Below are 21,740 nucleotides of genomic sequence, written 5' to 3'. Positions count from 1 at the left end.
AGGGGCCATGGCTGGACCGCAGCGAAGCGGCCGCCAGGGTTGAAGTGGTTTGTTTCGGGGACTGACCGGAAGGGGAGGTTCTTCTTGGATCTCTGAATCAGACCGAGCGGTTCGAAGGGAATTTGAAAGCCCTGATCGCAGTTTCGTGTGCGGCTACTCAAAACGTTCGTCCCAATCACGATACTGTTGCCGTTCATATCTCTGATATTCGGCTGCTTGTTGCTCCAGGCGGGCTTTTGCTTCGTTGATTTCATCAAGAGGTATGTCTTTATGCCTCCCATGAAGTTGATCGAGCAGGGCGGCACGAGATCTGACGAGCGCTGCACGTGACCCTGACCAACTTGTTGGCTCTATCCGATCTACAAAGATGTGAAATATCCTTAACCGGTCTTCTGCACAATCTATCAATGACAAGGCTAGCGGGGACCAACCCTTTGTATTTTCATCCCGATCATGATCAAAAACGACGCAATGATGTGCAATAAAAGGACCACGGGTAGCGAAATCCGCCGAGCACCAAAGAACTACGGCTTCAGGTGGCGCAGAATTTATCGGCCGCTGATGATAATCCCAAGCAGTCGCGCTGATAATGGCGCCAGCGGTTCGATATCCACCATCATTGTCTGGTTTGAATATCTCGTCTAGAAGTGCAGGCGCATGATGCTTGAACATAGGATTTAGAAGACCAGGTAGACGATAATATTCATGTCGACTGATCTTTCTTTGAAGTTTACGCACTATTTCCAAAGCGTCTGCTTCAGCATCGCCCCCTTCGAAGGCAAAGCTGCAAACCGTTTCGAAATAATGGTCGTCTCGTATGTCTTGATCTAAGTCGAGACTGCAAAGGAATCGCCTGCAAGTATTCCGAAGTTCCCGTCTGTAATCTTCGGACTTGTCGTCGGCAAGATGAATGACCATTGCGAGAACATGCGCTGCATATTTTTGACCATCTCTGGCTGCGGAAATCGCAAGAACTAGGCGACAAATTTGCTCTGCGGATAGTGTCTCCGTGACCATCCCTCCGCCCAAACTATCAAAGCGAAAGGTAGCGGTTAATGCCAAATCGGCGGATAAGATCAGTCGTTCGACGGCGTCTTCATTCAGCTCGACACTTGTCTGCAGTGTTGGAAAGTACGGACCCCAGAGTACGTCGCTCACGGCCACATCCATAAATTTGGAAATGGCCGAGGCGTGCGTTTTTCCGGCGCCATGTAGAAAGGGACGTATGAACCCAAAATTCAGATCACGAGAACCGGAGCGGCAAATCGCTTGTTTGATTTCCTCCAAGTAAGAAACGGGATCACTAATTGTCTCTCCCACACCCACACCAAAGCTCCAACCGTCCCCCTGAAAGTTAATGGTCAGGTCTGAGGCCAACTCTGAAAGTGCATCTCGGTCTGCCCCTGCCCGTTGTCCGAGTTGGCGCATAGTTTCCGACCAGGACCGATATTGCTCTGAGGGAGTCAAATCACTGCCCGGCGCTAGATCATCCACCAGAAATTGGCCCCCCGTCAGTACTTTCGCTCGTATTTCCGTCACAAGGTCGATTGGTGCTAACGCAGTCTCAAGCACAAGCAAGCGTTCGGACGCCTTTCCACTCGCCCCCTTACGGATGGTTGTTTTCACAGCACGCCAGCCCTCAGGCCATCCGTCAATCGAGAAGAAAACATTGGCCGCGACTTCAAGCTTTTCTGATAGACTGGTGCGCGACCAAAGCCCCAGAAATTTGTCGGCGAATGTCGATCTTACCTTTGCACCAACAATGGTCCTCGCAATTCCAAACTCCATAGCTATCTCAACGAAACCCGAGAACCACTTTTGCACATCGTCCTTGGTTCTCGGGTGCCAGCCATAGCTCCTAGTGCGAGCGCCGAAATCGAACGTCTGTGAGGGCATGAAGTTTGAGGTCTTGAGGGCTGCGCCGAGAAACGTAAGCCCAAATTCACGCTCACTGATCTCCTCTGACGAGAGATAGCGTCGGACCAGCGCTGCCCGCGCTTGATGAGGAGTTTCCGTTCCTGAAAACTGAACGTAAAACAGCGATTTAACCGCCTGGTTGGCAGAGTTCTGATTGTATCCTGGCCCCTCCGCTTTCGCGAATAGCATTAATGTGGCAACACACTTTTCGAAAAGATGGGGCTCATAGGCGGCTGACTTGAGCACTCGAACAAATTTTGAACGCGCAGCATTTCTAGTAGAAAGAAAATCGGGATTTTCTGTAGCTTGAGCAATTGCGGCTACTGCTGCGCTCGGATCGACCGCAGCGATGTTCCCGAACATCTCTTGGCCCAATTCGTTCAGTGTGTCAGGCTTTCCAAGCAAGCCATCTCGGCCTAGCCACTCGGATGCTATCGTTATGGCCACCTTTTCGTCGTGCAGATACCCCAGCCTCCTAGAGAACGATCGAGCTATTCTTTTGCTCGCCTTGTCGACAAAAGTTCTTTGGAGCGTTTGAATGGGGAAGTTCTGAAATGCCCTTTGCGCGAGGCGATTGGCAATCGCTGGTGGAAGCACGGCCCGCCATCGGCCTCGCTGCTGAACTAACCCGCGCCTTCTCAGCTCCTCAACATGAGCATACAGCCGGTTAAAGGACGTTCCAGCAAGGGCCGCCAGCATAGGTAGCTCTGCATCGTCTCCCCCCTCCAGCTCCCCTTCGAACGAATAGAGCATCGAACAGACCTCTGCGGCCCTGAGCAATTCGTTGTCTTCGGCCTTCGTTTGTTGGAAGAGGCGGATAAAAAGTTGCTCGTCTTCAAGCTTCGACAGTTGCCCCCCAATGGATGACGTTTCCGCGAGAGCAAAGGCGACACGAACATTCCCCCCTGAAAAATCCGAGATCGTTTCGACGTCTTGGCGTGTCAGGTTCGGATACCTGTTGCTGACCAACTGCCTTATCAACTCATCAGAGCACGGCTCTAGCCGATAGGAACTCGTACCCTCCGGAATATGTTCTCGAAGATCGTATTCAACAGTCACGAGCGAGAGCACGCTGTTTGGCTGCTGTACTTTCTCGGTAAGGCGTTGATGAAGATCGAAGCCGCAATTGTCGACGACTAGCAGGCCACGGTCCTCTCTAGCGTGCAGCGCTTCCACTAGGTGTATTGGAACTGGGCGCGGATCGTCGGAAAGGTCCGTATACAGGACCTCGTTCCGGTTGAGGGGCGGGCTTGACGTAATCAGCCTTTCGTCGAAAAGAGCTTGCACAAGGCGGGTCTTGCCTACACCGGATAATCCGGTGATACGAACGGACGCCCTTTCCTTGTTGAGATCGCGCCGGATGCGATCGATTGCGGCGGCAACCGTGATGCCATCGCTTGCGTCCGGGACAAGCACCTTGGCCTTTTCATCGAGCATATATGTTGCGTTCACATCGGTCTCACGATGAGCCCAAGCGCCAAAGGATTGCCATCCCTGCGCGCTGCGCCCGCAGAGTTCACGCACCCACGCAACAAGTGAAGGATATTTTTCAATCCAGGTGGCAATTCGTCTGCGATCATAAAACTCGACTGTTACTTTACCTGCCAATCCAGCTTCCGACAGACATTTATTCATTGTCGCCAATCTGCGCTTGTGTGCGCTATCCGCGACTGACGATTTCGAGGAAACTATTACGTAGGCCCCTTTCCTTACCGCGAGTTCCGAAATAGATGGCCGAATTGCCCCCCTTGGCATCATTTCCTCGACGATATCGGCGCTCGCAAAATTTTCAGTCTTGACCTGAAAACCTGTCTGAGACGCGGGTATGTTTCCGGAGATTTTCTCTAGAGCTCCAAGGGCAACTCGTACGTCGATACCACCGTCTTCGGCACGCTGGTCGCCGCCCCATGTCACGGCATTGGTTGAGAATCCCGCTGACCTCACGTCCGCTTGTGCAAGGCGAGCAACGAGCTCGCGAAGGTCGGAGTCTGAAAGATTTTGGACATCGTCTGCGCTTACGTTGAGATAACTGCTCATGCCGACACTTTACCTATGAAGGTAAGCACAACATACCCGTAGCAGATATCGGATTATACCTGGGTGGTGGACAACCAGGCGGCCCGACGAATCGGCGGTACGAAAAAAGCCCGGACGAGCCGGGCTTTTCCTTAGAGTCTCTGAACCGTCGAACGGTTCGAAACGGGAATTTGGTGCCCAGAAGAGGACTCGAACCTCCACTCCTTGCGGAACACGGACCTGAACCGTGCGCGTCTACCAATTCCGCCATCTGGGCTGGTGCGGGCTCAATAAGCGGGCAAGCGGTGCGTGTCAACGCGGTTTTTTTTCGAGGGCTGCCGCGCGCCGGCTCAGTTTCGGGCGTTGGCGCCGCCCCTCACCTGCCTGCCGGCATCCTCTCCCCGTATAGTGACGGGGAGAGGGGCGCTTTCATCAACGGTTTCGCCAATCACCAGCGTTGCGGCCAGCCCTTTCTCCCCGTCACTATACGGGGAGAAATGTCCGGCAGGACAATGAGGGGCGGCGCCGACTTTGACAATTTGGTGACCGGGACGCTTGCCGGTCAGCCCTCCAGCACTTCCTTCGACGCCACGGTGGAATCGGCGTTGAGCGTGTAGATGACCGGCACGCCGGTGCCGAGCTCCAGCTTGACGATCTCCTCGCCCGACTTGCCGTCCAGCGCCATGATCAGCGCACGCAGCGAATTTCCGTGGGCGGCGACCAGGACCGTGCCGCCGCGCAGCACATGCGGCTGGAGGTCGTGCAGGTAATAAGGCCAGACGCGGGCGCCGGTGTCCTTCAGGCTTTCGCCACCGGGGGGCGGCACGTCGTAGGAGCGGCGCCAGACATGCACCTGCTCCTCGCCCCATTTCTTGCGCGCGTCGTCCTTGTTGATGCCGGAGAGGTCGCCATAGTCGCGCTCGTTCAGCGCCTGGTCGCGGACGGTTTCCAGGTCGCTCTGGCCGACGGCGTCAAGAATGTGCTGGCAGGTTTTTTGCGCCCGGACCAGCGCCGAGGTGAAGGCGATGTCGAACTTCAGGCCGCGTGCCTTGAGCTTCTGCCCGGCTGCCTTGGCCTCGGCGTGGCCCTGTTCGGTCAGGTCGACGTCACGCCAGCCGGTGAACAGGTTCTTCAAATTCCATTCGCTCTGGCCATGGCGCACGAGCACGAGGGTTCTCGACATTTTTGCTCCTCTGGGATCTGAGCAATTCCAGCAGAAGTGGGAAGCGGTTTTCTGTCCGGAATTGCATGTGGATGAAGATGGTCCGGGGTCGTTTCAGGCAAGCCCGAGCACGTCCCGCATCGAGTAAAGGCCGGGCTTCCTGCCATGCGCCCACAGGGCTGCCTTGACGGCGCCGCGGGCGAAGATGGTGCGGTCCTCGGCATGGTGGGCCAGCGTGATACGTTCGCCGGTGCCGGCCAGGATCACGCTGTGGTCGCCGACCACCGAGCCGCCGCGCAGGGTTGCGAAGCCGATCGAGCCCGGCTTGCGCACGCCGGTGTGGCCGTCGCGGACGCGCACATCGTTGCCGGCAAGCGGCACGCCACGCCCCGCGGCGGCGGCTTCGCCCAGCAGCAGAGCGGTGCCGGACGGCGCGTCGACCTTGTGCCTGTGATGCATTTCGAGGATCTCGATGTCGAAATCCCCGGCGTCGAGGGCGCGCGCGGCCTGTTCGACCAGCACCGCCAGGAGATTGACGCCGAGGCTCATATTGCCCGACTTGACGATCGTCGCATGGCGCGCCGCGGCGGCGATCCTGGCATTGTCGTCGACCGAGCAGCCGGTCGTGCCGATGACATGGACGATGCGCGCCTGCGCCGCATAGCCGGCGAATTCGACGGTCGCAGCCGGGGCGGTGAAATCGAGCACGCCGTCCGCCCCGGCGAAGGCCGGCAGCGGATCGTCCGATATCGGCACATTGATGATGCCGATGCCGGCAAGCTCGCCCGCATCCTTGCCGAGATAGGGCGATCCTTGCCGCTCGATCGCGCCGGCGACGCGTGCGCCCGGCATTGTGTGGATGGCGCGGATCAGCGTCTGGCCCATGCGGCCGGCGGCGCCCACCACCACCAGGCCCATATCGCCCGCGGGTCTGTCGGCTGTCGGCGTTTCACTCATCTCGCGCTCCCGGCGATGCCCTGCGTCTCGATAGGTTGCGTCGGCCCTGGCGCCGGAGTTTGGATCGGCGCGCCGTCATCGACAAGCCCCAGGCCCTTCCTGCCCTGCACCCGGTGGAAGCGGGAATAGACGCTGTGCGGGTCGGCCATCAGCGAGGCATGGGTGCCCTGTTCGACCAGATGGCCCTGTTCCAGCACGATGATGTGGTCGGCATTGACCACCGTCGACAGCCGGTGGGCGATGACGATGGTGGTGCGCCCCTCCATGACGTGGGTCAGCGCTTCCTGGACCTTGGCTTCCGCCTCATTGTCAAGCGCCGAGGTCGCCTCGTCGAGCAGCAGGATCGGCGCCTGGCGGACGATGGCGCGGGCGATCGACACACGCTGGCGCTGGCCGCCCGACAGCGACGCGCCGTTTTCGCCGACGGGCGTGTCGTAGCCCAGCGGCTGCTGGCGGATGAAGCCGTCGGCCTGGGCCAGTCGCGCGGCCTGCTCGATCTCGGCATCTGTGGCGGAGAGCCGGCCATAGCGGATGTTATCGCGGATGGTGCCTTCGAACAGATAGGGCTGCTGCGAAACATAGGCGATGGAGCTGCGCAGCGATTGCTTGGTGATCTTGGAAATGTCCTGGCCGTCGATCTCGATCGTGCCCGACTCGACGTCGTAGAAACGCTGCAGCAGCGCCACCAGCGTCGTCTTGCCGGCGCCGGAGGCGCCGACGATGGCCGTCATCTTGCCGGCGGCGGCGACGAAACTGAGGTCCTGCAGGACCGGTGCCTCCTCGACATAGCGGAAGCTCACATTGTTGAACCGCACTTCGCCCGTGGTGAAATTGGCCTCGGCGGCTCCCGGCGCATCGCCCTGCTGCGGCTCGAGATCGAGGATTTCGTAGATCATGCGCGCATTGACCAAAGCGCGCTCCATGCCGACCTGCATGCGCGCCAGCCGCCTTGCCGGGTCGTAGGCCAGCATCAGCGCGGTGATGAAGGAGAAGACGGCGCCCGGCGGCTGCCCGAGGACGAGCGCACGATAGCCGGAATAGGCGATGACGCCGGTGACGGCGAGACCGGCCAGCATGTCGGAAATCGGCGACAGCCGTTCCGAAACCCGGGCGATCTTGTTGCCGCGGTGCTCGGCGCTGTTGGCGAGCTGGCTGATGCGTCGCGACAGCTCGTCCTCCATGGTGAAGGCCTTGACGATGGCGATGCCTTGCGTGGCTTCCTGCATGGCGCCGATCAGCCGGGAGTTGATCTGCACCGATTCGCGGGTGATGCGGCGCACCCGGCGCATCAGGTAGACAACGGTGTAGATGAGCGGCGGCCCGATCACCAGCGAGCTGAGCGACAGGACCGGATCCTGGTAGATCATGACGCCGAGCAGCCCGAACAGCGTCACCCCGTCGCGCGCGATCGACGTCAGCGTCATCGACAGCAGGTCGCGAATGCCGTTGACGTTCTCGTTGACCTGCGCCGCCAGCCGGCCCGATCTCGTGTCGTTGAAGAAACCGACGCCGAGCTTCATCAGGTGATCGAAGATGCGGCGCTGGTAGCGCGCAACCAGATTGTTGCCGACGGTCGCCAGCGTCACCGCCTGGCCGTAGCCGGCGAAACCGCGCACGAGAAAGGCGCCCATGACGCCGGCGCAAATCCACACGATCAGATCGCCGCGCCGCTCATAGAAGATCTGGTTGACGACCGGGCTCATGATCCAGGCGGTGAAAGCGGTCGTGGCGGATACCGCCAGCAGGCAGGCGCCGGCAAAGATGTAGGACCAAAGGTAGTCGCGGCCGTTCTCGGCGATGATACGGCGCAGCACCGCCCAGACCTCGCCGGGAGTGGCTTTCTGCTTATGTGGAGCTTGGAGTGTCAAATCGGCAGCGCTTCGTGGTTTCCGCTTGGTGGGACCGGGCTGCACACAGCATCCCTTCTGGCGCCCCTCTTAGCGCCAAGCGGCTGGCTTGCCTATGCCCGCGGCTGATTAACTTCGTCGCGGGGACCGGACGGACGCCTGGTCCGTCATGCGGCCCAGCCTAGGCCTGCCAGCGGCGGCCCGCGGTCTGGACGCCGAACAGCGAAGGGTTCCTGGCATAGGCGGCGAGGCCCAGAAGGGCCGCCAGCGGATGGGTGATGACATAGACGGGCATGGTGCGCATCAGTTCGCTGTGCGGCGCCTTGTCCTCGAAGGCGGCGCGGAAATTGCCCTGTTTCAGCGCCGGCACGATCTTCTGCGCGATGCCGCCGGTGAGAAACACGCCGCCACGGCTCATGAACACCAAGGCGAGATCGCCGGCGGTGCGCCCAAGGCAGGTGACGAATATCTCCAGCGCTTCCTGCGCAACCGGATCGGTCCTGGCAAGTGCCGCTGCGGTGATCTCGGCCGGCGTGGTGAAGGGCGACGGTTTGCCGTCCGCCTTGGCCACCGCCCGGTAGACGTTGACCAGGCCGCGTCCGCACAGGATCTGCTCGCCCGAAATGCGGCCCTCGATCTTCTCGATATGCGGGAAGACCTCGAAATCCCTGCTAGAACGCGGGCCGATGTCCATGTGGCCGCCCTCGCCGGGCACCGGGATCCAGTGGCGCAGCGCGTGCACCAGCCCGGCGACGCCGAGCCCGGTTCCGGGACCGAGCACCACGCGGCCTGCATTGGGCTCCGGCGCGCCGCCGCCGATCTTTTCCATGTGCTCTTCGCCGAGCGCCACGACGGCCAGCGCCTGCGCCTCGAAATCGTTGAGCACGACGATGTCGCTGAGGCCGAGGCTGGCGAACATCTGCCGGGGTTTGACGATCCACGGGCAATTGGTGAGCTCGATCTCGTCGCCATCGACCGGGCCGGCCACCGCCAGCACCGCCGAATTGGGGCGGACCGAGGAGCGGTCGAGCACCGCCGCCTGGATCGCCTCGTCGATTGTGTTGTAGCTGGCGGTCTGGACGATCGCCGGCTCGCCGGCTTCCGAATTGGCGTCGAGCACGACCGAGAAGCGCGCATTGGTGCCGCCGATGTCGCCGATCAGGATCGGGAACCGCAGCGCCGTGTCGTCGTCGCCTGTGTTTGGCATGCTTTGTCGTCCGTCCCCGGCGCCCGACGGCCCATTGCCGTTCTCCCGTTGACTAGCGCATGAGTTTGAAAAGGGAAACGGTTTTCGAAACCGATGGTGCGCACGACCGATTTATGAAGCCGAACGGCCGCGACTAGGCTGCCGCCTTGTGCTCCTCGCGGGCAGCGGACCAGACTTCGCGGGCCGCATCGGCGTTCATGGCGGCAATTCCCAGGCCGACAATCAGGTCGGGCCACGCAGAATGCCAGATCACCGCGGTGAGAAGGCCCGCGGCGATTATGGCGACGTTGGCAAAGGCGTCGTTCCGCGCGGAGAGGAACGCGGCCTTTGTCAGGCTGCCGCCGTGATGGCGGAAGCGCGCCAGCATGAACGCGCAAGACAGGTTCACGGCCAAAGCCCCGGCGCCCGCAAGCGACAGCGGCAGCGGCGACGGCGCGACCGGCAGGTTGAACTTGACCCAAGCCGTCCAGAGCGTTGCCAAGGCAGGCACCAGAAGAATCGCCGCCAGAGCCATGCCGACCCTTGCGCGGCTGCGTGCGCCCCAGCCAAGGGCAACGAGAATAAGTAAATTGAGCGAGGCATCTTCCAGGAAATCGACGCTGTCCGCGAACAGCGACACGGAGCCGATCGCAGATGCCACGGCGAACTCGACGATGAAGTAGCCCAGGTTCAGAAGGGCCACCCACCGGACGACGCGGCGAAGGCCTATATCCTGCGTTTGCAATGCCGGCCCTCCTGCTCGCGGGGTGACGAATGAACGGCGGCGAAGCGCCGGGGCGTCAACTGACGCGGTCAGTTTCCCGGCCGTGGCCGCGGCACCGGTACGCCGATCTCGGGCGTCGCGGTGAAGGCGTTCACCATGCCCGGCAGGCCGGCCGTGCCGCTGGCCGCGGTGGCGGGCAGCGACGGCGCCTCGGGTTCGGGCGCGGCGACCGCGACCGGTACGGCGCCGCCGTGATAGGTGGCGGCCTCGACCGAAGCCGGCCCGGGCGCGTCGAGCACGGCGCGGCATTCTCTCGGCAGGTTCGCCATGGTCATCAGGTCGCGCGCCTTGGGCGCATCCGGGTTCTTGTTGGGCCGCCACGGTTCCTGCGTGAACCACCAGGCCAGCGGCTTGCCGCAGCCGTCGTCGGCCGGGGTCGCTTCCTGCGCCTTGCAGTTGGGCGAGCCCGGCTGGCAGCCGATGCGCATGTGGAAATGATAGTCGTGGCCCCAGAACGGCCTGATCTTGCGCAGCCAGGAGCGGTCGCCCCTGACGGTGTCGCAGAGCTTCTTCTTGATGCCGGGATTGACCAGGATGCGCTCGACCTCGGGATAGCTCGCCGCGCGCTTCAAAAGCCGCGTATGCGCCGACGTCCACAGCGCGTCCTTCACCAGATGCGTCTTTTCGTCGACCATCAAGGTCGCGCTCATCGTCTCGCGCCGCGCCATCGACAACGGCCGGCTGGGCATCGGCGTCAGCCAGATGTCGGCATCGAGCCCGATCTGGTGCGAGGCATGGCCGGTCAGCATCGGGCCGCCGCGCGGCTGCGCGATGTCGCCGATCAAAAGGCCCGGCCAGCCGTCGGCGACGGCATCGCGCGACAGTTTCTCGACCAGCGCGATCATCGCCGGATGGCCCCAGCGGCGATTGCGCGACGGCCGCATCACCTGCCAGGTCGGGCCGTCCATGGGGATGGCAACGCCGCCGGCAAAGCAGCCCTTGGAGTAGAAGCCGAAGGATTGCGGGGCGGTCGCCGCCGGCAGTTTCTCGGCGCCGAAGAGGTCCTTGGCGCGTTCCTCGGCCATTGCCGGCGGCGCGGCGAGACTTGTGAGGGCGAGCAGGCCAAAAGCCGCCAGCTGTGAACGCTTGCCGAGCCGCATCGCTGTCTCCATGAACCCCCGCCGCAAACCCAAGCCCGAATCATAGCACGCAATGGACGTTGCTTCGATCGCCGGAGCGGTTCCGTTTCTCACAAACCGGTCAACCGCCCTGTTTTCTTTTCCGACGCATTCCGGCCCGAAACCGTGTCACGGAATGCGTCAGCGTTTCATCGGGCTGCGCGGCGCGCCGTCGCGCCAGTCGCCGCTTGCCCACATATGGTCGAAGGCGGCGCGGTAATCCGGGAAGCGGAACCGGTAGCCCGTCGCCTTGAGCGCCGCGTTGGCGACGCGCTTGTTCTCGCCATAGAAGGACCGCGCCATGGGCGAAAGTTGGGCGGCCTCGAAGGGAATTTCAGGCGGCGGTGTGATGCCCATCAGCGCGGCGGCATAGGCCACCACGTCCTGCGGCGGCGCCGGCTCATCGTCGGTGACGTTGAAGATGCCGCCCGTATCATCCCCGATGAGATGCCACAGCGCGCCGGCTATATCGTCGCAATGGATGCGGTTGAACACCTGGCCGGGCTTGACCAGCCGCCGCGCGGTGCCGTTTTCCAGATTGACCAAGGCGTTACGGCCGGGGCCGTAGATGCCGGAGAGCCGCAACACCGCCACCGGCCGGCCGATCTCGCGGCCAAGCCGCAGCCAGTCCTGCTCGGCCGCCACCCGCATCGCCGAGCGTTTCGACACCGGCCGGCATTGCGCCGTCTCGTCGACCCAGGCGCCGCCATGGTCGCCATAAACGCCGACGGTGGAGAGATAGCCGATCCATTCGAGCGCGGGCATCCGGACGATCGCCTCGCGGGCGGCATTCAGCACGGGATCGCCGGCCTCCTCGGGCGCGGTCGAGATCACCAGATGGGTTGTTGTCGCCAGCGCGTCGCCGAGTTCGCCGGTCAGCGCGCCATCGAACAGCAGCGGCGCGATGCCGGCCTGGCGGAGCGCCTCGAATTTTTCCACGGAGCGCGTCGTGCCGCCGACCGTCGTGGCGGACTCCCTGTTGGCGCGCGCAAAAGCCTTGCCCGAATAGCCGGCGCCGAAGATGAATATCCGCTTTTCGCTCATGCAGGCGCCCTGGCTGGAACCGGCCGCGCCCATTCCTCACGCACGGCCGCGTCGCTCTCGGTTTCCAGGCCGGTCGCGGCGCGTTCGGCATATTCGGCCTCGGGCACCAGCCGCGCCAGCGCCCATATTGCCGCGCCCCGCACCAGCGGCGAGGCGTCGGCGAGCAAGGCGCGCACGGCGCCGGCAAGCGCGGCATCGCGAGAATTGCCGGCAGCGATCAGCACGTTGCGGACAAAGCGGTCGCGGCCGATGCGCTTGACCGGCGAACCGGAAAAGAAAGCGCGAAAGGCCGTGTCGTTCAGCCGCAGGAGATCGGCCAGCGCCGGCTCGCGTAGGTCCTCGCGCGCAGCAAGCTTGGCCTCGGACGCCACCTTGGCGAACTTGTTCCACGGGCAGGCGGCGAGGCAATCGTCGCAGCCATAGATGCGGTTGCCGATCGCCTCGCGGAATTCATGCGGGATCGGCTCCTTGTTCTCGATGGTGAGATAGGAGATGCAGCGCCGCGCATCGAGCCGGTAGGGCGCCGGGAAGGCATCGGTCGGGCAGGCGTCGAGGCAGGCGCGGCAGGAGCCGCAATGGTCCTCCTCCGGCAGGTCTGGAACCAGTTCGGCCGTCGTGAAGATGGTGCCGAGGAACAGCCAGGAACCATGCTGCCGGCTGACCAGATTGGTGTGCTTGCCTTGCCAGCCGAGCCCGGCGGCCTCGGCCAGCGGCTTTTCCATGACGGGGGCCGTATCGACGAAGACTTTGACGTCACCTCCCGCCCGCGCGACGATCTTGCCGGCGATTTCCTTCAGCCGGCCCTTCATCACGTCATGATAGTCGTGGTTTTGCGCGTAGACCGAGATCGCGCCCCGGTCGCGCCTGGCCAACAGGTCGCGCGGATCGTGGTCCGGCCCGTAATTCATCGCCAGCACGACGATCGAACGCACCTGCGGCCACAGGCTTGACGGCTCGCTGCGGCGTTGCAGCGTCTCGGCGATCCAGCCCATGGAGCCGTGGAACCCGTCTTCGACAAAGGCGGCGAGCCGGGCCGGCGCCAGCGGGATCGCATCGGGGGTGGTGACGGCGACCGCCTCGAAACCGGCGCGCCGCGCCTGCGCGTCGATCAGCGCGCGCAGTTTTGCGGCGTCAGAAGTCGAGGTCCGCATAATGCGACACCGGCGACAGGCCGCGCACGCGGTCGGTCAACAGCGGCCGGAACGAAGGCCGCGACTTCACCCGCGTGTACCATTCGCGCGCGGCGGTGTGCTCGCGCCAGTCGATCTCGCCGAGATAGTCGAGCACCGAAAGGGTGGCGGCGGCGGCGAGGTCGGCATAGGTGACCCTCGAGCCGGCCAGCCAGTGGCGGGTGCCGGCCAGCCAGTTGGTGTATTTCATGTGCTGGCGGATGTTGGCCCGCGCCGCGCGGATGGCGGCCGAATCGGGCGAGCCGCCGCCGGCGGTTTCCGGCATGACCGGCTTCAGCACGCGCTCGCGCACCAGATGCCGGGTGACCTCGCTCTCGGCCTTGTGGAGATACCAGTCGGTCAGCCGGCGGATCTCGGCGCGCTGCATCGGGTCCTCGGCGAACAGGCGCTTGTCGCGCTTCAGGACGCCGCGCGTCTCGTCGAGATATTCAGAGATGACCGTGGCGCCGACGATCGGCACATCGCCCTCGGCCAAAAGGATCGGCAGCGTGCCGGCCGGGTTCAGGGCCAAGAACTCCTTGCGCCGCGTCCACGGCTTCTCCTCGATCAGCGCCAGTTCCTCGCCATACTCGCCGAAAGCGAGGCGCACGAACCGGCAGGAGGCGAACATGGGATGATGGAAAAGCGTCAGCATGGTTCCGCGATGATAAAGCGCACTGGTGGTTTGGATTTGAAGTTCCTGTCCCCTCAACGGCATCCGCGTTCAGGAACTTCAAATTCAAACCACACCAGAACTTGAAGTTGGCAGTGTGGCTCAGAATCCGGAATTCGCGCATCGCGCTCCTCCCGGGTGTGGCGAATTCCGGATTGCTACACTGGCGAATCGCCGGGCGCACCGGTAAGTCTTGGCCGCCCGGTAAGCGGGCCGTCAGGGTGTTGCGACCTATAGGGGGAGTTCGGCGCCATGACAAGCAAGCCCTGTCAGCCCATCCAGCGAATGCCGAGGTAGCCAATGGAAAGCCAGACAATCGTCGAAGCCCTGCTGCTCGGTCTGCTGGAGGGACTGACCGAGTTCATTCCGGTGTCCTCGACCGGGCATATCCTGCTCGCCGGCCACTTTCTCGGCTTCCACTCGACGGGCAAGGCCTTCGAGATCCTGATCCAGCTCGGCGCCATCCTGGCCATTCTGAGCGTCTATTTCCGGCGGTTGTGGCAGATGCTGCTCGACCTGCCGCATGACCGGCTGACGCGGCATTTCGTCATCGGCATCCTCATCGCCTTCCTGCCGGCGGCCATCATCGGCGCGCTGGCGCATGATTTCATCAAGACCATCCTGTTCGAATCGCCGCGGCTGATCTGCATCATGCTGATCATCGGCGGCGTGGTGCTGCTCGTCGTCGACCGCATGAAGCTGAAGCCGATGTACCGCGACGTCGAACGCTTCCCGACGCGGCTCTATTTGCAGATCGGGCTGTTCCAGTGCCTGTCGCTGATCCCCGGCACCTCACGCTCGGGATCGACCATCGTCGGCGCGCTGCTGCTTGGCGTCGACAAGCGGGCGGCGGCGGAATTTTCTTTCTTCCTCGCCATCCCCACCATGGTCGGCGCCTTCGCCTTCGACCTGTTCAAGAACCGCAACGTGCTGACGTCGGCCGACCTGCCGATCATCGCCGTCGGCTTCGTCGCAGCCTTCGTCACCGCGCTGCTGGTGGTGCGCCTGCTGCTCGATTACGTCTCGCGCAAGGGCTATGCGCTGTTCGGCTGGTGGCGGCTGGTGGTCGGCATCGTCGGGCTGGCCGCGCTGATGATCTGGGGGTGACCTCGTCATCCACGGGCGAAGCAAGGAGCGCAGCGACGCCGCGCAGGCCCGTGGATAACGAAGGTGAAGGCCTTCGCGCGCCCCCTTCATGCGAACCTCCTGCGGAGCAGCGCACAAGTCCTGCGGATTCCAGAACACTCCGCTGCGTAAGCTCGCCCTATCATCCCTCAGGCAATGGCGTCCGGCGAGCCGCATCCGCCCCCGCGCACGCGGTCGGCCGGGCGCCCAACAAGAGGGAACGACGATGAAATTCATGCTGACCGACAGGAAACTGCACCCGAAAGCCAAACCCGTCGCCGAGGATTTCAGGAGCGGCGCCATCAACCGGCGCGAATATCTGGCGCTGATGGCCGGGCTCGGCGTCAGCGCCGCCGGCGCTTTTGCCCTGGGCGGGCTGGCGCCCACGCCCGCCCGCGCGGCGGAGCCCAAGAAGGGCGGCGTGCTGCGCGTCGCCATGAACGTCAAGGGTTTCAAGGACCCGCGCACCTTCGACGGCGTTGAAATGTCCAATGTCGCGCGCCATTGCAACGAATATCTCGTGCGCTGGAACACCGACTTCTCGTTCGAGCCCTGGCTGCTCGAAAAATGGGAGATGAGCGACGACGCCAAGACGCTCACGCTGCATGTGCGCAAGGGTATCACCTGGTCGAACGGCGATGCCTTCAACGCCGACGATGTCGTCCACAACCTCAACCGCTGGTGCGAGGCCGGCGTTGCCGGCAATTCGGTCGCCGCGCGCATGGGCGCGCTGGTCAATGCCGACACCAAGAAGGTGGTCGATGGCGGCATCGAGAAGGTCGACGACTTCACGATCAAGCTCAACCTGCCCAAATCAGACATTTCCCTGATCGCCGGCATGGCCGATTATCCCGCGCTGATCATGCACCGCTCCTATGAGGGCGACGGCGATCCGCTGAAGGCACTTTCGATCACCACCGGCCCTTGCGAGCTGGTGAAGTGGGATGCCGAGACGGGAGCCGAGGTGAAGCGCAAGGACAAGCCCTGGTGGAAGGGCGAATTCCACCTGGATGGGATCCAGTGGATCGACTACGGCTCCGACCCCAACGCCATGCTGTCGGCGTTCGAATCCGGCGAGATCGACACCGACCACGAGACCGCCTCCGATGCCGTCTCGCAGACCGAGCAGATGGGCCTGAAGAATTCCGAGATCGCCACCGGCTCCACCATCGTCGCCCGCTTCAACGTCGCCAACGCGCCTTATGACGACATCAAGATGCGCCGCGCCGCCCAGCTCGCCGTCGACAACTCGGCCGTGCTGGCGCTCGGCCTCGGCGGCCGCGGCAAGCCCGCCGACAACCACCATGTCGGCCCCATGCACCCCGAATATGCCGATATCGGCCCGGCCAAGCGCGACGTCGAGGCGGCCAAGAAGCTGCTGGCCGAATCCGGCAAGGCGGACCATGAATACGACCTCATCTCGGTCGACGTCGAATGGCAAAAAAGCACCGGCGACGCCATAGCGGCGCAGATGCGCGAGGCCGGCCTCAAGATCAAGCGCACCGTGCTGCCCGCCGCCACCTTCTGGAACGACTGGAGCAAATATCCCTTCTCCTGTACCGAATGGCTCGGCCGCCCGCTCGGCGTCCAGGTGCTGGCGCTGGCGTACAAATCCGGCGCCGCCTGGAACGAAAGCGCCTACGCCAACAAGGAGTTCGACGAACTGCTCGACAAGGCGCTCGCCACCCCCGACGCCGCCCAGCGCAAGGAGATCATGGCCGGCATCGAGAAGAATTTGCGCGATTCCGGCATCATCATCCAACCCTACTGGCGCTCGGTCTACCGGACCTATCGCAAAGGGGTGGAAGGGTGCGAGCAGCACCAGGCGCTGGAGCAGCATTTCGAGAAGGTTTGGTTGGAGGGGTAGCGCTGCCCTGATTTCCTCTCCCCCACGAAGGTGGGGGAGAGGTGGCCCGGCGAAGCCGGGACGGAGCGGGGGACGCCCTCCGCGAAGCCAAAGCCGGCGCAGGAGAAGGCGCGACCATGGTGAGCTGTCCTGAACCCCTGAAACAACCTCCCAGCGCCGCGCTGGCCCCTCTCCGTCCCGGCTTCGCCGGGCCACCTCTCCCCACTGCGTGGGGCGAGGAACAAGCGCCATCCTGCCGCCCCATCAGCATCTCCAGTGCCAGCCGCTCGACCGTCAGGTAAGGCGGCGCCAACGCTGGTTCTTCCTTCTCCCCTTGTGGGGTCCGAAGGACGGGGCGAGACCCGTGGCTCGCCCCAGGGCGGTGGCCTGGCGAAGCGAGGTCGGATGAGGGGTGCTCCAGCTTGGCGCGGACGTCGACAACCAACCGAACCAGAAAACCCCACCGCCTCACTCCGCTGGAACACCCCTCAACCGTCTCGGCGCTGCGCGCCGATCCACCTTCTCCCACAAGGGGAGAAGGTCAGCGGCGTCAGCGCCCCGCCCCCATGCAGCAACGACTGCGGTGAGCCGCATCCATAAAGCGAAGGTTTTCTGCGCGCTGACCAGCACCAGCGCCGCCGCCCACAGCGTGATGCCCCCAACATAGGAAGGCACGCTGGCCTCTAGCCCCGTCGCATTGCCGGCCAGAAGCAGGCTCTCGCCGGCCAGGAAGGTCAGGAAACCGGCCGCGACGCAGTCATTGCCAAGCCGCTGATATTTCATGGTGAGCAGTGCCGCGGCCACAACCAGAGCCACGCCGTCGATCGCCCACAGCGTTTCGCGGAGTGGCGCGCTGGCGACGAAGGTGCCGGCGAGGCCAAAGACGCCGCCGATGGCGAGGCCGAGAGAGGCGACGATGTCCAGAGTGGTGCGCATGTGATGTCTCCCCAAGCCGGAGAGAGGATAAGCCAAGGTAAGGTGTTGTTGAAGGGAGGCTAAAATTAGGCGGCTCTGGAGGGGGCGACCAACAGGCCGCCCCGCTTCCATCTCTTTAAGCCGCCACCGCCATCGGGAAGTCGGCCGGGAGTGCCACCGCAGGCGGAATGTCGGGGAACAAGCGCCCCTTCATAACGTCTGCGATGCGGCCCTGATTGATCTGGTAGTACGATGCGATTATCGCGTAATTATAGTCCAAATCCCGGGCCAGTTTGATCACCGGCACCATGTCCGGCGTTACCTTGCGGTCGTGCATTGCCTTTCCTTTCTAGAAAGGTGCGACGGAATAACGGTTGACGACAATTCGCAGATGAATCATGGTCACTTCGTTGTAGTATGCCGTCATTCGCTCGCATGTTCTGACCTGAAACTATTTCCAGGTCAGTGAATGAAGCCGGAGCATTCGCGCCCCGACTGCTACCGCCCAGCGGCGGCTGCCGAAACTGACTAGGTGGATCAGACCTCGTCAGATCGGGAAGGGGTTGTGGGCTCGATACCGAAAACTTTCTTGATGCACCGCGCGGGGCAGATTCTCTGTACGGTGCATCTGGCTGGCTATCGATCATTGCGAGCCTCGTTGAGAGTGCGATTCCCCATTTCCGTGAGCCGATAGAGGCCGCGACCTGTGATTGGATTTTTGTAATAAATGGCTAAGCCTCTGCGCTCCAAGGTGCGGTGGCTGACAAGATTGCGGATAACCTGGCTCAGTCGGTCATCCGTCCGCCCTTGGAGGATTTCCCGATCTTCCGCAGTTGGTTCCACTTGTTCGCGCAGTTTCCTAGCTAATTCGGCGGTCGAAATCCCAATCTCCGGTTGTGCAGCATCGGCAAGAATGTTCAGCGCAGGCATTATCAAATCGTTTTCAAGGGTACGCATTCAGTCGCTATATCTCGTTCGAATCCATCAACGAGTCCATATATAGCGATTCGAATCCAGAGAATCAACCGAATCTTAACCATCTTTATTTACTATTTGAGCGAGTAGGAGTGCTGCAAACTACAATCTTTAGGTGTTGCCTCCAGATAGTTCCCGCAGCAGAGGCGTAGCAGTGATGCCGGCAGGAGACTGGGGCTAGCCACAGCTCTACGCCAACGATCTCACTTTACTCCAAAGCAACAAGCCACTGGATGCCGGCATATTGGGAGCACTTCGCGGTGGTGTGCGACTCGCGTATGTTGAGTTCGATTGGAGGCGGGCATGCCTTGTAACGGTCGGAACCATCAACCTAATTGCGCATGCGGCTTTAGCGGCGGCCGACATTCGCGATCACACACCTTCCGATGGAAAGGATGGAAGCGTGCCACCATCCCAAGCTACGGCAACGGCCCGTGGTCCAAGTGCCCGGTCTGTCTAATTGGCGTCTACTATATTTCCGGGCCGCGCGGCGGGGGTGCCTTTTTCGACTGCCTTGGTCCACCATGGACATTACACCCTTGCACCAACAAAAGGCTCAAATATTCGCCCTTCGGCCGTACTGGCCGGCCAAAGTTGAGGGTGCTCAAAACCGTACTACAGGAGAACGGTTTCCTGCCGCTGGTTGTGAGAAGAGTCGAGAGGGTCAATGGCGGCTCCATTTTGCATGGTGTCATGTGGGACACACCTACCGCACTTCATCTTGGAACTATGGAGGTCCTAGACCTCGACACACATAGGCCCGTGTATGTTCGTCGAGACGGCTCGGGTTGGGCGATAGTGAGTCACTTCCCAACGGATGACATCGAACCGATCAATATCCGGATGAGAGAAAATACTTTTGGACCGTTAGACCTACTCATGGGCCCTCCGCACAGCATGGGCAACGGCAGGTAGTCTGTTGTCGCGGCGTCAGATCAGGTCACCGCACTGCCGCAGCCCCCGGGGGGGGTAGGACCCGCTGCCTCCGGCAGCTCCCACACGGACTTGCGCTCGCATCGCCCCCGGTCGATGCGTCCGGCCGGAGGCCGGACCGCTCAATCCCCCATCTTCAGCGCCTGAATAAACGCCTCCTGCGGAATATCCACCTTGCCGAACTGGCGCATCCGCTTCTTGCCCTCTTTCTGCTTGTCCAAGAGCTTGCGCTTGCGGCTCACGTCGCCGCCGTAGCACTTCGCGGTGACGTCCTTGCGCAGGGCGGAGATGGTTTCGCGGGCGATGACCTTGCCGCCTATGGCAGCCTGGATAGGGATCTTGAACAGATGGTGCGGGATCAGCTCCTTTAGTTTCTCGCACATCTGGCGGCCGCGCTTTTCCGCCGCCGTGCGGTGGACCAGCATGGAGAGCGCGTCGACCGGCTCCTCGTTGACCAGGATCGACATTTTCACCAGGTCGCCCTCGCGATAGTCGGTGAGGTGATAGTCGAACGAGGCGTAGCCCTTGGAGATCGACTTCAGCCGGTCGTAGAAATCGAAGACGACTTCGTTGAGCGGCAGGTCGTAGGTCAGCATGGCGCGCTTGCCGACATAGGAGAGGTCGGCCTGGATGCCGCGCCGGTCCTGGCAGAGTTTCAATATGCCGCCGAGATAGTCGTCGGGGGTGAGGATGGTGGCGCGGATCCACGGCTCCTCGATGGCCGAGATCTTCACCACGTCGGGCATGTCGGCCGGGTTGTGCAATTCCTTCACCGAGCCGTCATTGAGGAGCAGCCGGTAGACGACGCTGGGTGCCGTGGCGATCAGGTCGAGGTTGAATTCGCGTTCCAGCCGCTCCTGGATGATTTCCAGATGCAGCAGGCCGAGGAAGCCGCAGCGATAGCCGAAGCCGAGCGCGGCGCTGGTTTCCATTTCGTAGGAGAAGGAGGCGTCGTTGAGGCGCAATTTGCCCACGGCGGCGCGCAGATCCTCGAAATCGGCGGCGTCGACCGGGAACAGGCCGCAGAACACCACCGGCTGCGCCGGCTTGAAGCCGGGCAGCGCGTGCGCGGTCTGGCGCTTGTCCTCGGTGATGGTGTCGCCGACACGGGTGTCGGCCACTTCCTTGATCGAGCCGGTGAAGAAGCCGAACTCGCCGGGGCCGAGCTCCTCGACATTGATGCGGGCGGGCGTGAACACGCCGGTGCGCTCGACCAGGTATTTGGCGCCGGTGCCCATCATGCGGATGGTCTGGCCCTTCTTCAAGACGCCGTCGATGACGCGCACCAAAACGATGACGCCGAGATAGGCGTCGTACCAGCTGTCGACCAGCATCGCCTTCAAGGGCGCGGTCGCGTCGCCCTCGCGCGGCGGCGGCAATTGGTGGACGATGGCCTCCAGCACGTCGGGAATGCCAAGGCCGGTCTTGGCCGAGATCAGCACGGCGTTGGAAGCGTCGATGCCGATCACCTCCTCGACCTGCTCGCGGATGCGCTCGGGCTCGGCGGCCGGCAGGTCGACCTTGTTCAGCACCACGACGATCTCGTGGTTGTTGTCGATCGCCTGGTACACATTGGCCAGCGTCTGGGCTTCGACACCCTGGCTGGCGTCGACCACCAGCAGCGAGCCCTCGCAGGCGGCGAGCGAGCGCGACACTTCATAGGCGAAGTCGACATGGCCGGGCGTGTCGATGAGGTTGAGGATATAGTCCTCGCCATTGTTGGCGCGGTACTTCAACCGCACCGTCTGCGCCTTGATGGTGATGCCGCGCTCGCGCTCGATGTCCATCGAGTCCAGCACCTGCTCCTTCATGTCGCGCAGCTCCAGGCCGCCGGTCAGCTGGATCAGGCGGTCGGCAAGGGTGGATTTGCCATGGTCGATATGGGCGACGATGGAGAAATTCCTGATGTGGTCGAGGGGCGTGCTCATGCCGCGCGCTTTAGCAGGGGCGGCTTGCTGCGGCAAGGCTTGCGGCGCAAGGCGCCCCCCGGTCATCACAAAGCGGTGAGCCGGGCGGAAAAGCCCGAAACGGCCGGCGGGCACGGCCGGATGCTTAAACTTTGAACGATCCTCT

16 protein-coding genes and 1 tRNA gene are annotated in these 21,740 nt (G+C 62.6%); 2 read left to right on the top strand and 15 right to left on the bottom strand.

All coding sequences use genetic code 11. The features are described 5' to 3' along the window. Positions 1-153: 153 nt before the first annotated feature. From LB545_RS03680 to LB545_RS03630, 11 genes are all read right to left on the bottom strand, one after another. Positions 154-3,954 (bottom strand): hypothetical protein, encoded by a 3,801-nt coding sequence (locus LB545_RS03680; protein WP_140824732.1) that lies wholly within the window; start codon positions 3,952-3,954, stop codon positions 154-156. Positions 3,955-4,125: 171 nt separating this feature from the next. After that, positions 4,126-4,210 (bottom strand) — tRNA-Leu (locus tag LB545_RS03675). 285 nt (positions 4,211-4,495) lie between these two features. Continuing rightward, positions 4,496-5,116 carry a 2,3-bisphosphoglycerate-dependent phosphoglycerate mutase gene (locus LB545_RS03670; protein WP_224704447.1) on the bottom strand — a complete coding sequence of 207 codons (621 nt, stop codon included), beginning with the start codon at positions 5,114-5,116 and terminating at the stop codon, positions 4,496-4,498. 93 nt (positions 5,117-5,209) lie between these two features. Further along, positions 5,210-6,052, bottom strand: coding sequence for a 4-hydroxy-tetrahydrodipicolinate reductase (dapB, locus tag LB545_RS03665; RefSeq protein WP_140554689.1), 843 nt, complete (start codon positions 6,050-6,052; stop codon positions 5,210-5,212). Beyond that, positions 6,049-7,920 (bottom strand): ABC transporter ATP-binding protein, encoded by a 1,872-nt coding sequence (locus tag LB545_RS03660; protein ID WP_224704445.1) that lies wholly within the window; start codon positions 7,918-7,920, stop codon positions 6,049-6,051. The genes dapB and LB545_RS03660 overlap by 4 nt, the downstream gene beginning before the upstream one ends. 160 nt (positions 7,921-8,080) lie before the next feature. Then, complete coding sequence (locus tag LB545_RS03655) at positions 8,081-9,106, bottom strand: glucokinase (RefSeq protein ID WP_140524358.1); 1,026 nt, start codon at positions 9,104-9,106, stop codon at positions 8,081-8,083. Between the two features lie 133 nt (positions 9,107-9,239). Beyond that, entirely contained in the window at positions 9,240-9,830 is a 591-nt protein-coding gene (locus tag LB545_RS03650) for a cation transporter (protein WP_140524360.1), read from the bottom strand. Between the two features lie 68 nt (positions 9,831-9,898). Further along, on the bottom strand, positions 9,899-10,981 hold the full coding sequence (gene mepA, locus LB545_RS03645; protein WP_140524361.1) for a penicillin-insensitive murein endopeptidase: 1,083 nt from the start codon (positions 10,979-10,981) through the stop codon (positions 9,899-9,901). Positions 10,982-11,128: 147 nt separating this feature from the next. After that, positions 11,129-12,031, bottom strand: coding sequence for an SDR family oxidoreductase (locus LB545_RS03640; RefSeq protein WP_140728755.1), 903 nt, complete (start codon positions 12,029-12,031; stop codon positions 11,129-11,131). After that, positions 12,028-13,182, bottom strand: a complete 1,155-nt coding sequence (gene queG / locus LB545_RS03635) for a tRNA epoxyqueuosine(34) reductase QueG (protein WP_224704442.1) — start codon at positions 13,180-13,182, stop codon at positions 12,028-12,030. Before queG ends, LB545_RS03640 begins: the two co-directional genes overlap by 4 nt. Then, the gene (locus LB545_RS03630; protein ID WP_140491712.1) at positions 13,163-13,855 is read right to left on the bottom strand and encodes a glutathione S-transferase family protein; all 693 of its coding nucleotides are present in this window, start codon (positions 13,853-13,855) and stop codon (positions 13,163-13,165) included. Before LB545_RS03630 ends, queG begins: the two co-directional genes overlap by 20 nt. A 318-nt stretch (positions 13,856-14,173) precedes the next feature. Here LB545_RS03630 and LB545_RS03625 point away from each other — a divergent pair, with 318 nt between their 5' ends. Together LB545_RS03625 and LB545_RS03620 are read left to right on the top strand one after the other, a co-directional pair. Then, the gene (locus tag LB545_RS03625; RefSeq protein WP_140649544.1) at positions 14,174-14,980 is read left to right on the top strand and encodes an undecaprenyl-diphosphate phosphatase; all 807 of its coding nucleotides are present in this window, start codon (positions 14,174-14,176) and stop codon (positions 14,978-14,980) included. Between the two features lie 244 nt (positions 14,981-15,224). Then, complete coding sequence (locus tag LB545_RS03620; RefSeq protein ID WP_224704439.1) at positions 15,225-16,865, top strand: ABC transporter substrate-binding protein; 1,641 nt, start codon at positions 15,225-15,227, stop codon at positions 16,863-16,865. Positions 16,866-17,312: 447 nt separating this feature from the next. Here the strand turns inward: LB545_RS03620 and LB545_RS03615 are convergent, their stop codons facing one another. From LB545_RS03615 to lepA, 4 genes are all read right to left on the bottom strand, one after another. Beyond that, positions 17,313-17,780, bottom strand: a complete 468-nt coding sequence (locus LB545_RS03615) for a hypothetical protein (RefSeq protein WP_224704437.1) — start codon at positions 17,778-17,780, stop codon at positions 17,313-17,315. A 115-nt stretch (positions 17,781-17,895) separates the two neighbouring features. Next, positions 17,896-18,096 (bottom strand): hypothetical protein, encoded by a 201-nt coding sequence (locus LB545_RS03610; protein WP_224704435.1) that lies wholly within the window; start codon positions 18,094-18,096, stop codon positions 17,896-17,898. A 299-nt stretch (positions 18,097-18,395) separates the two neighbouring features. Further along, a complete protein-coding gene (locus tag LB545_RS03605; protein ID WP_224704434.1) occupies positions 18,396-18,716 on the bottom strand; it encodes a hypothetical protein in 321 nt (106 codons plus the stop codon). Between the two features lie 1,073 nt (positions 18,717-19,789). Beyond that, the gene (gene lepA, locus LB545_RS03600; protein ID WP_140514160.1) at positions 19,790-21,595 is read right to left on the bottom strand and encodes a translation elongation factor 4; all 1,806 of its coding nucleotides are present in this window, start codon (positions 21,593-21,595) and stop codon (positions 19,790-19,792) included. Positions 21,596-21,740 lie beyond the last annotated feature (145 nt).

Origin of the sequence: Mesorhizobium sp. BR1-1-6 (assembly GCF_020165355.1) — a bacterium.
GTDB lineage: Bacteria > Pseudomonadota > Alphaproteobacteria > Rhizobiales > Rhizobiaceae > Mesorhizobium.
Note: the sequence above shows the minus strand (reverse complement) of the source record. Positions and strands in the feature narration are given on the sequence as shown.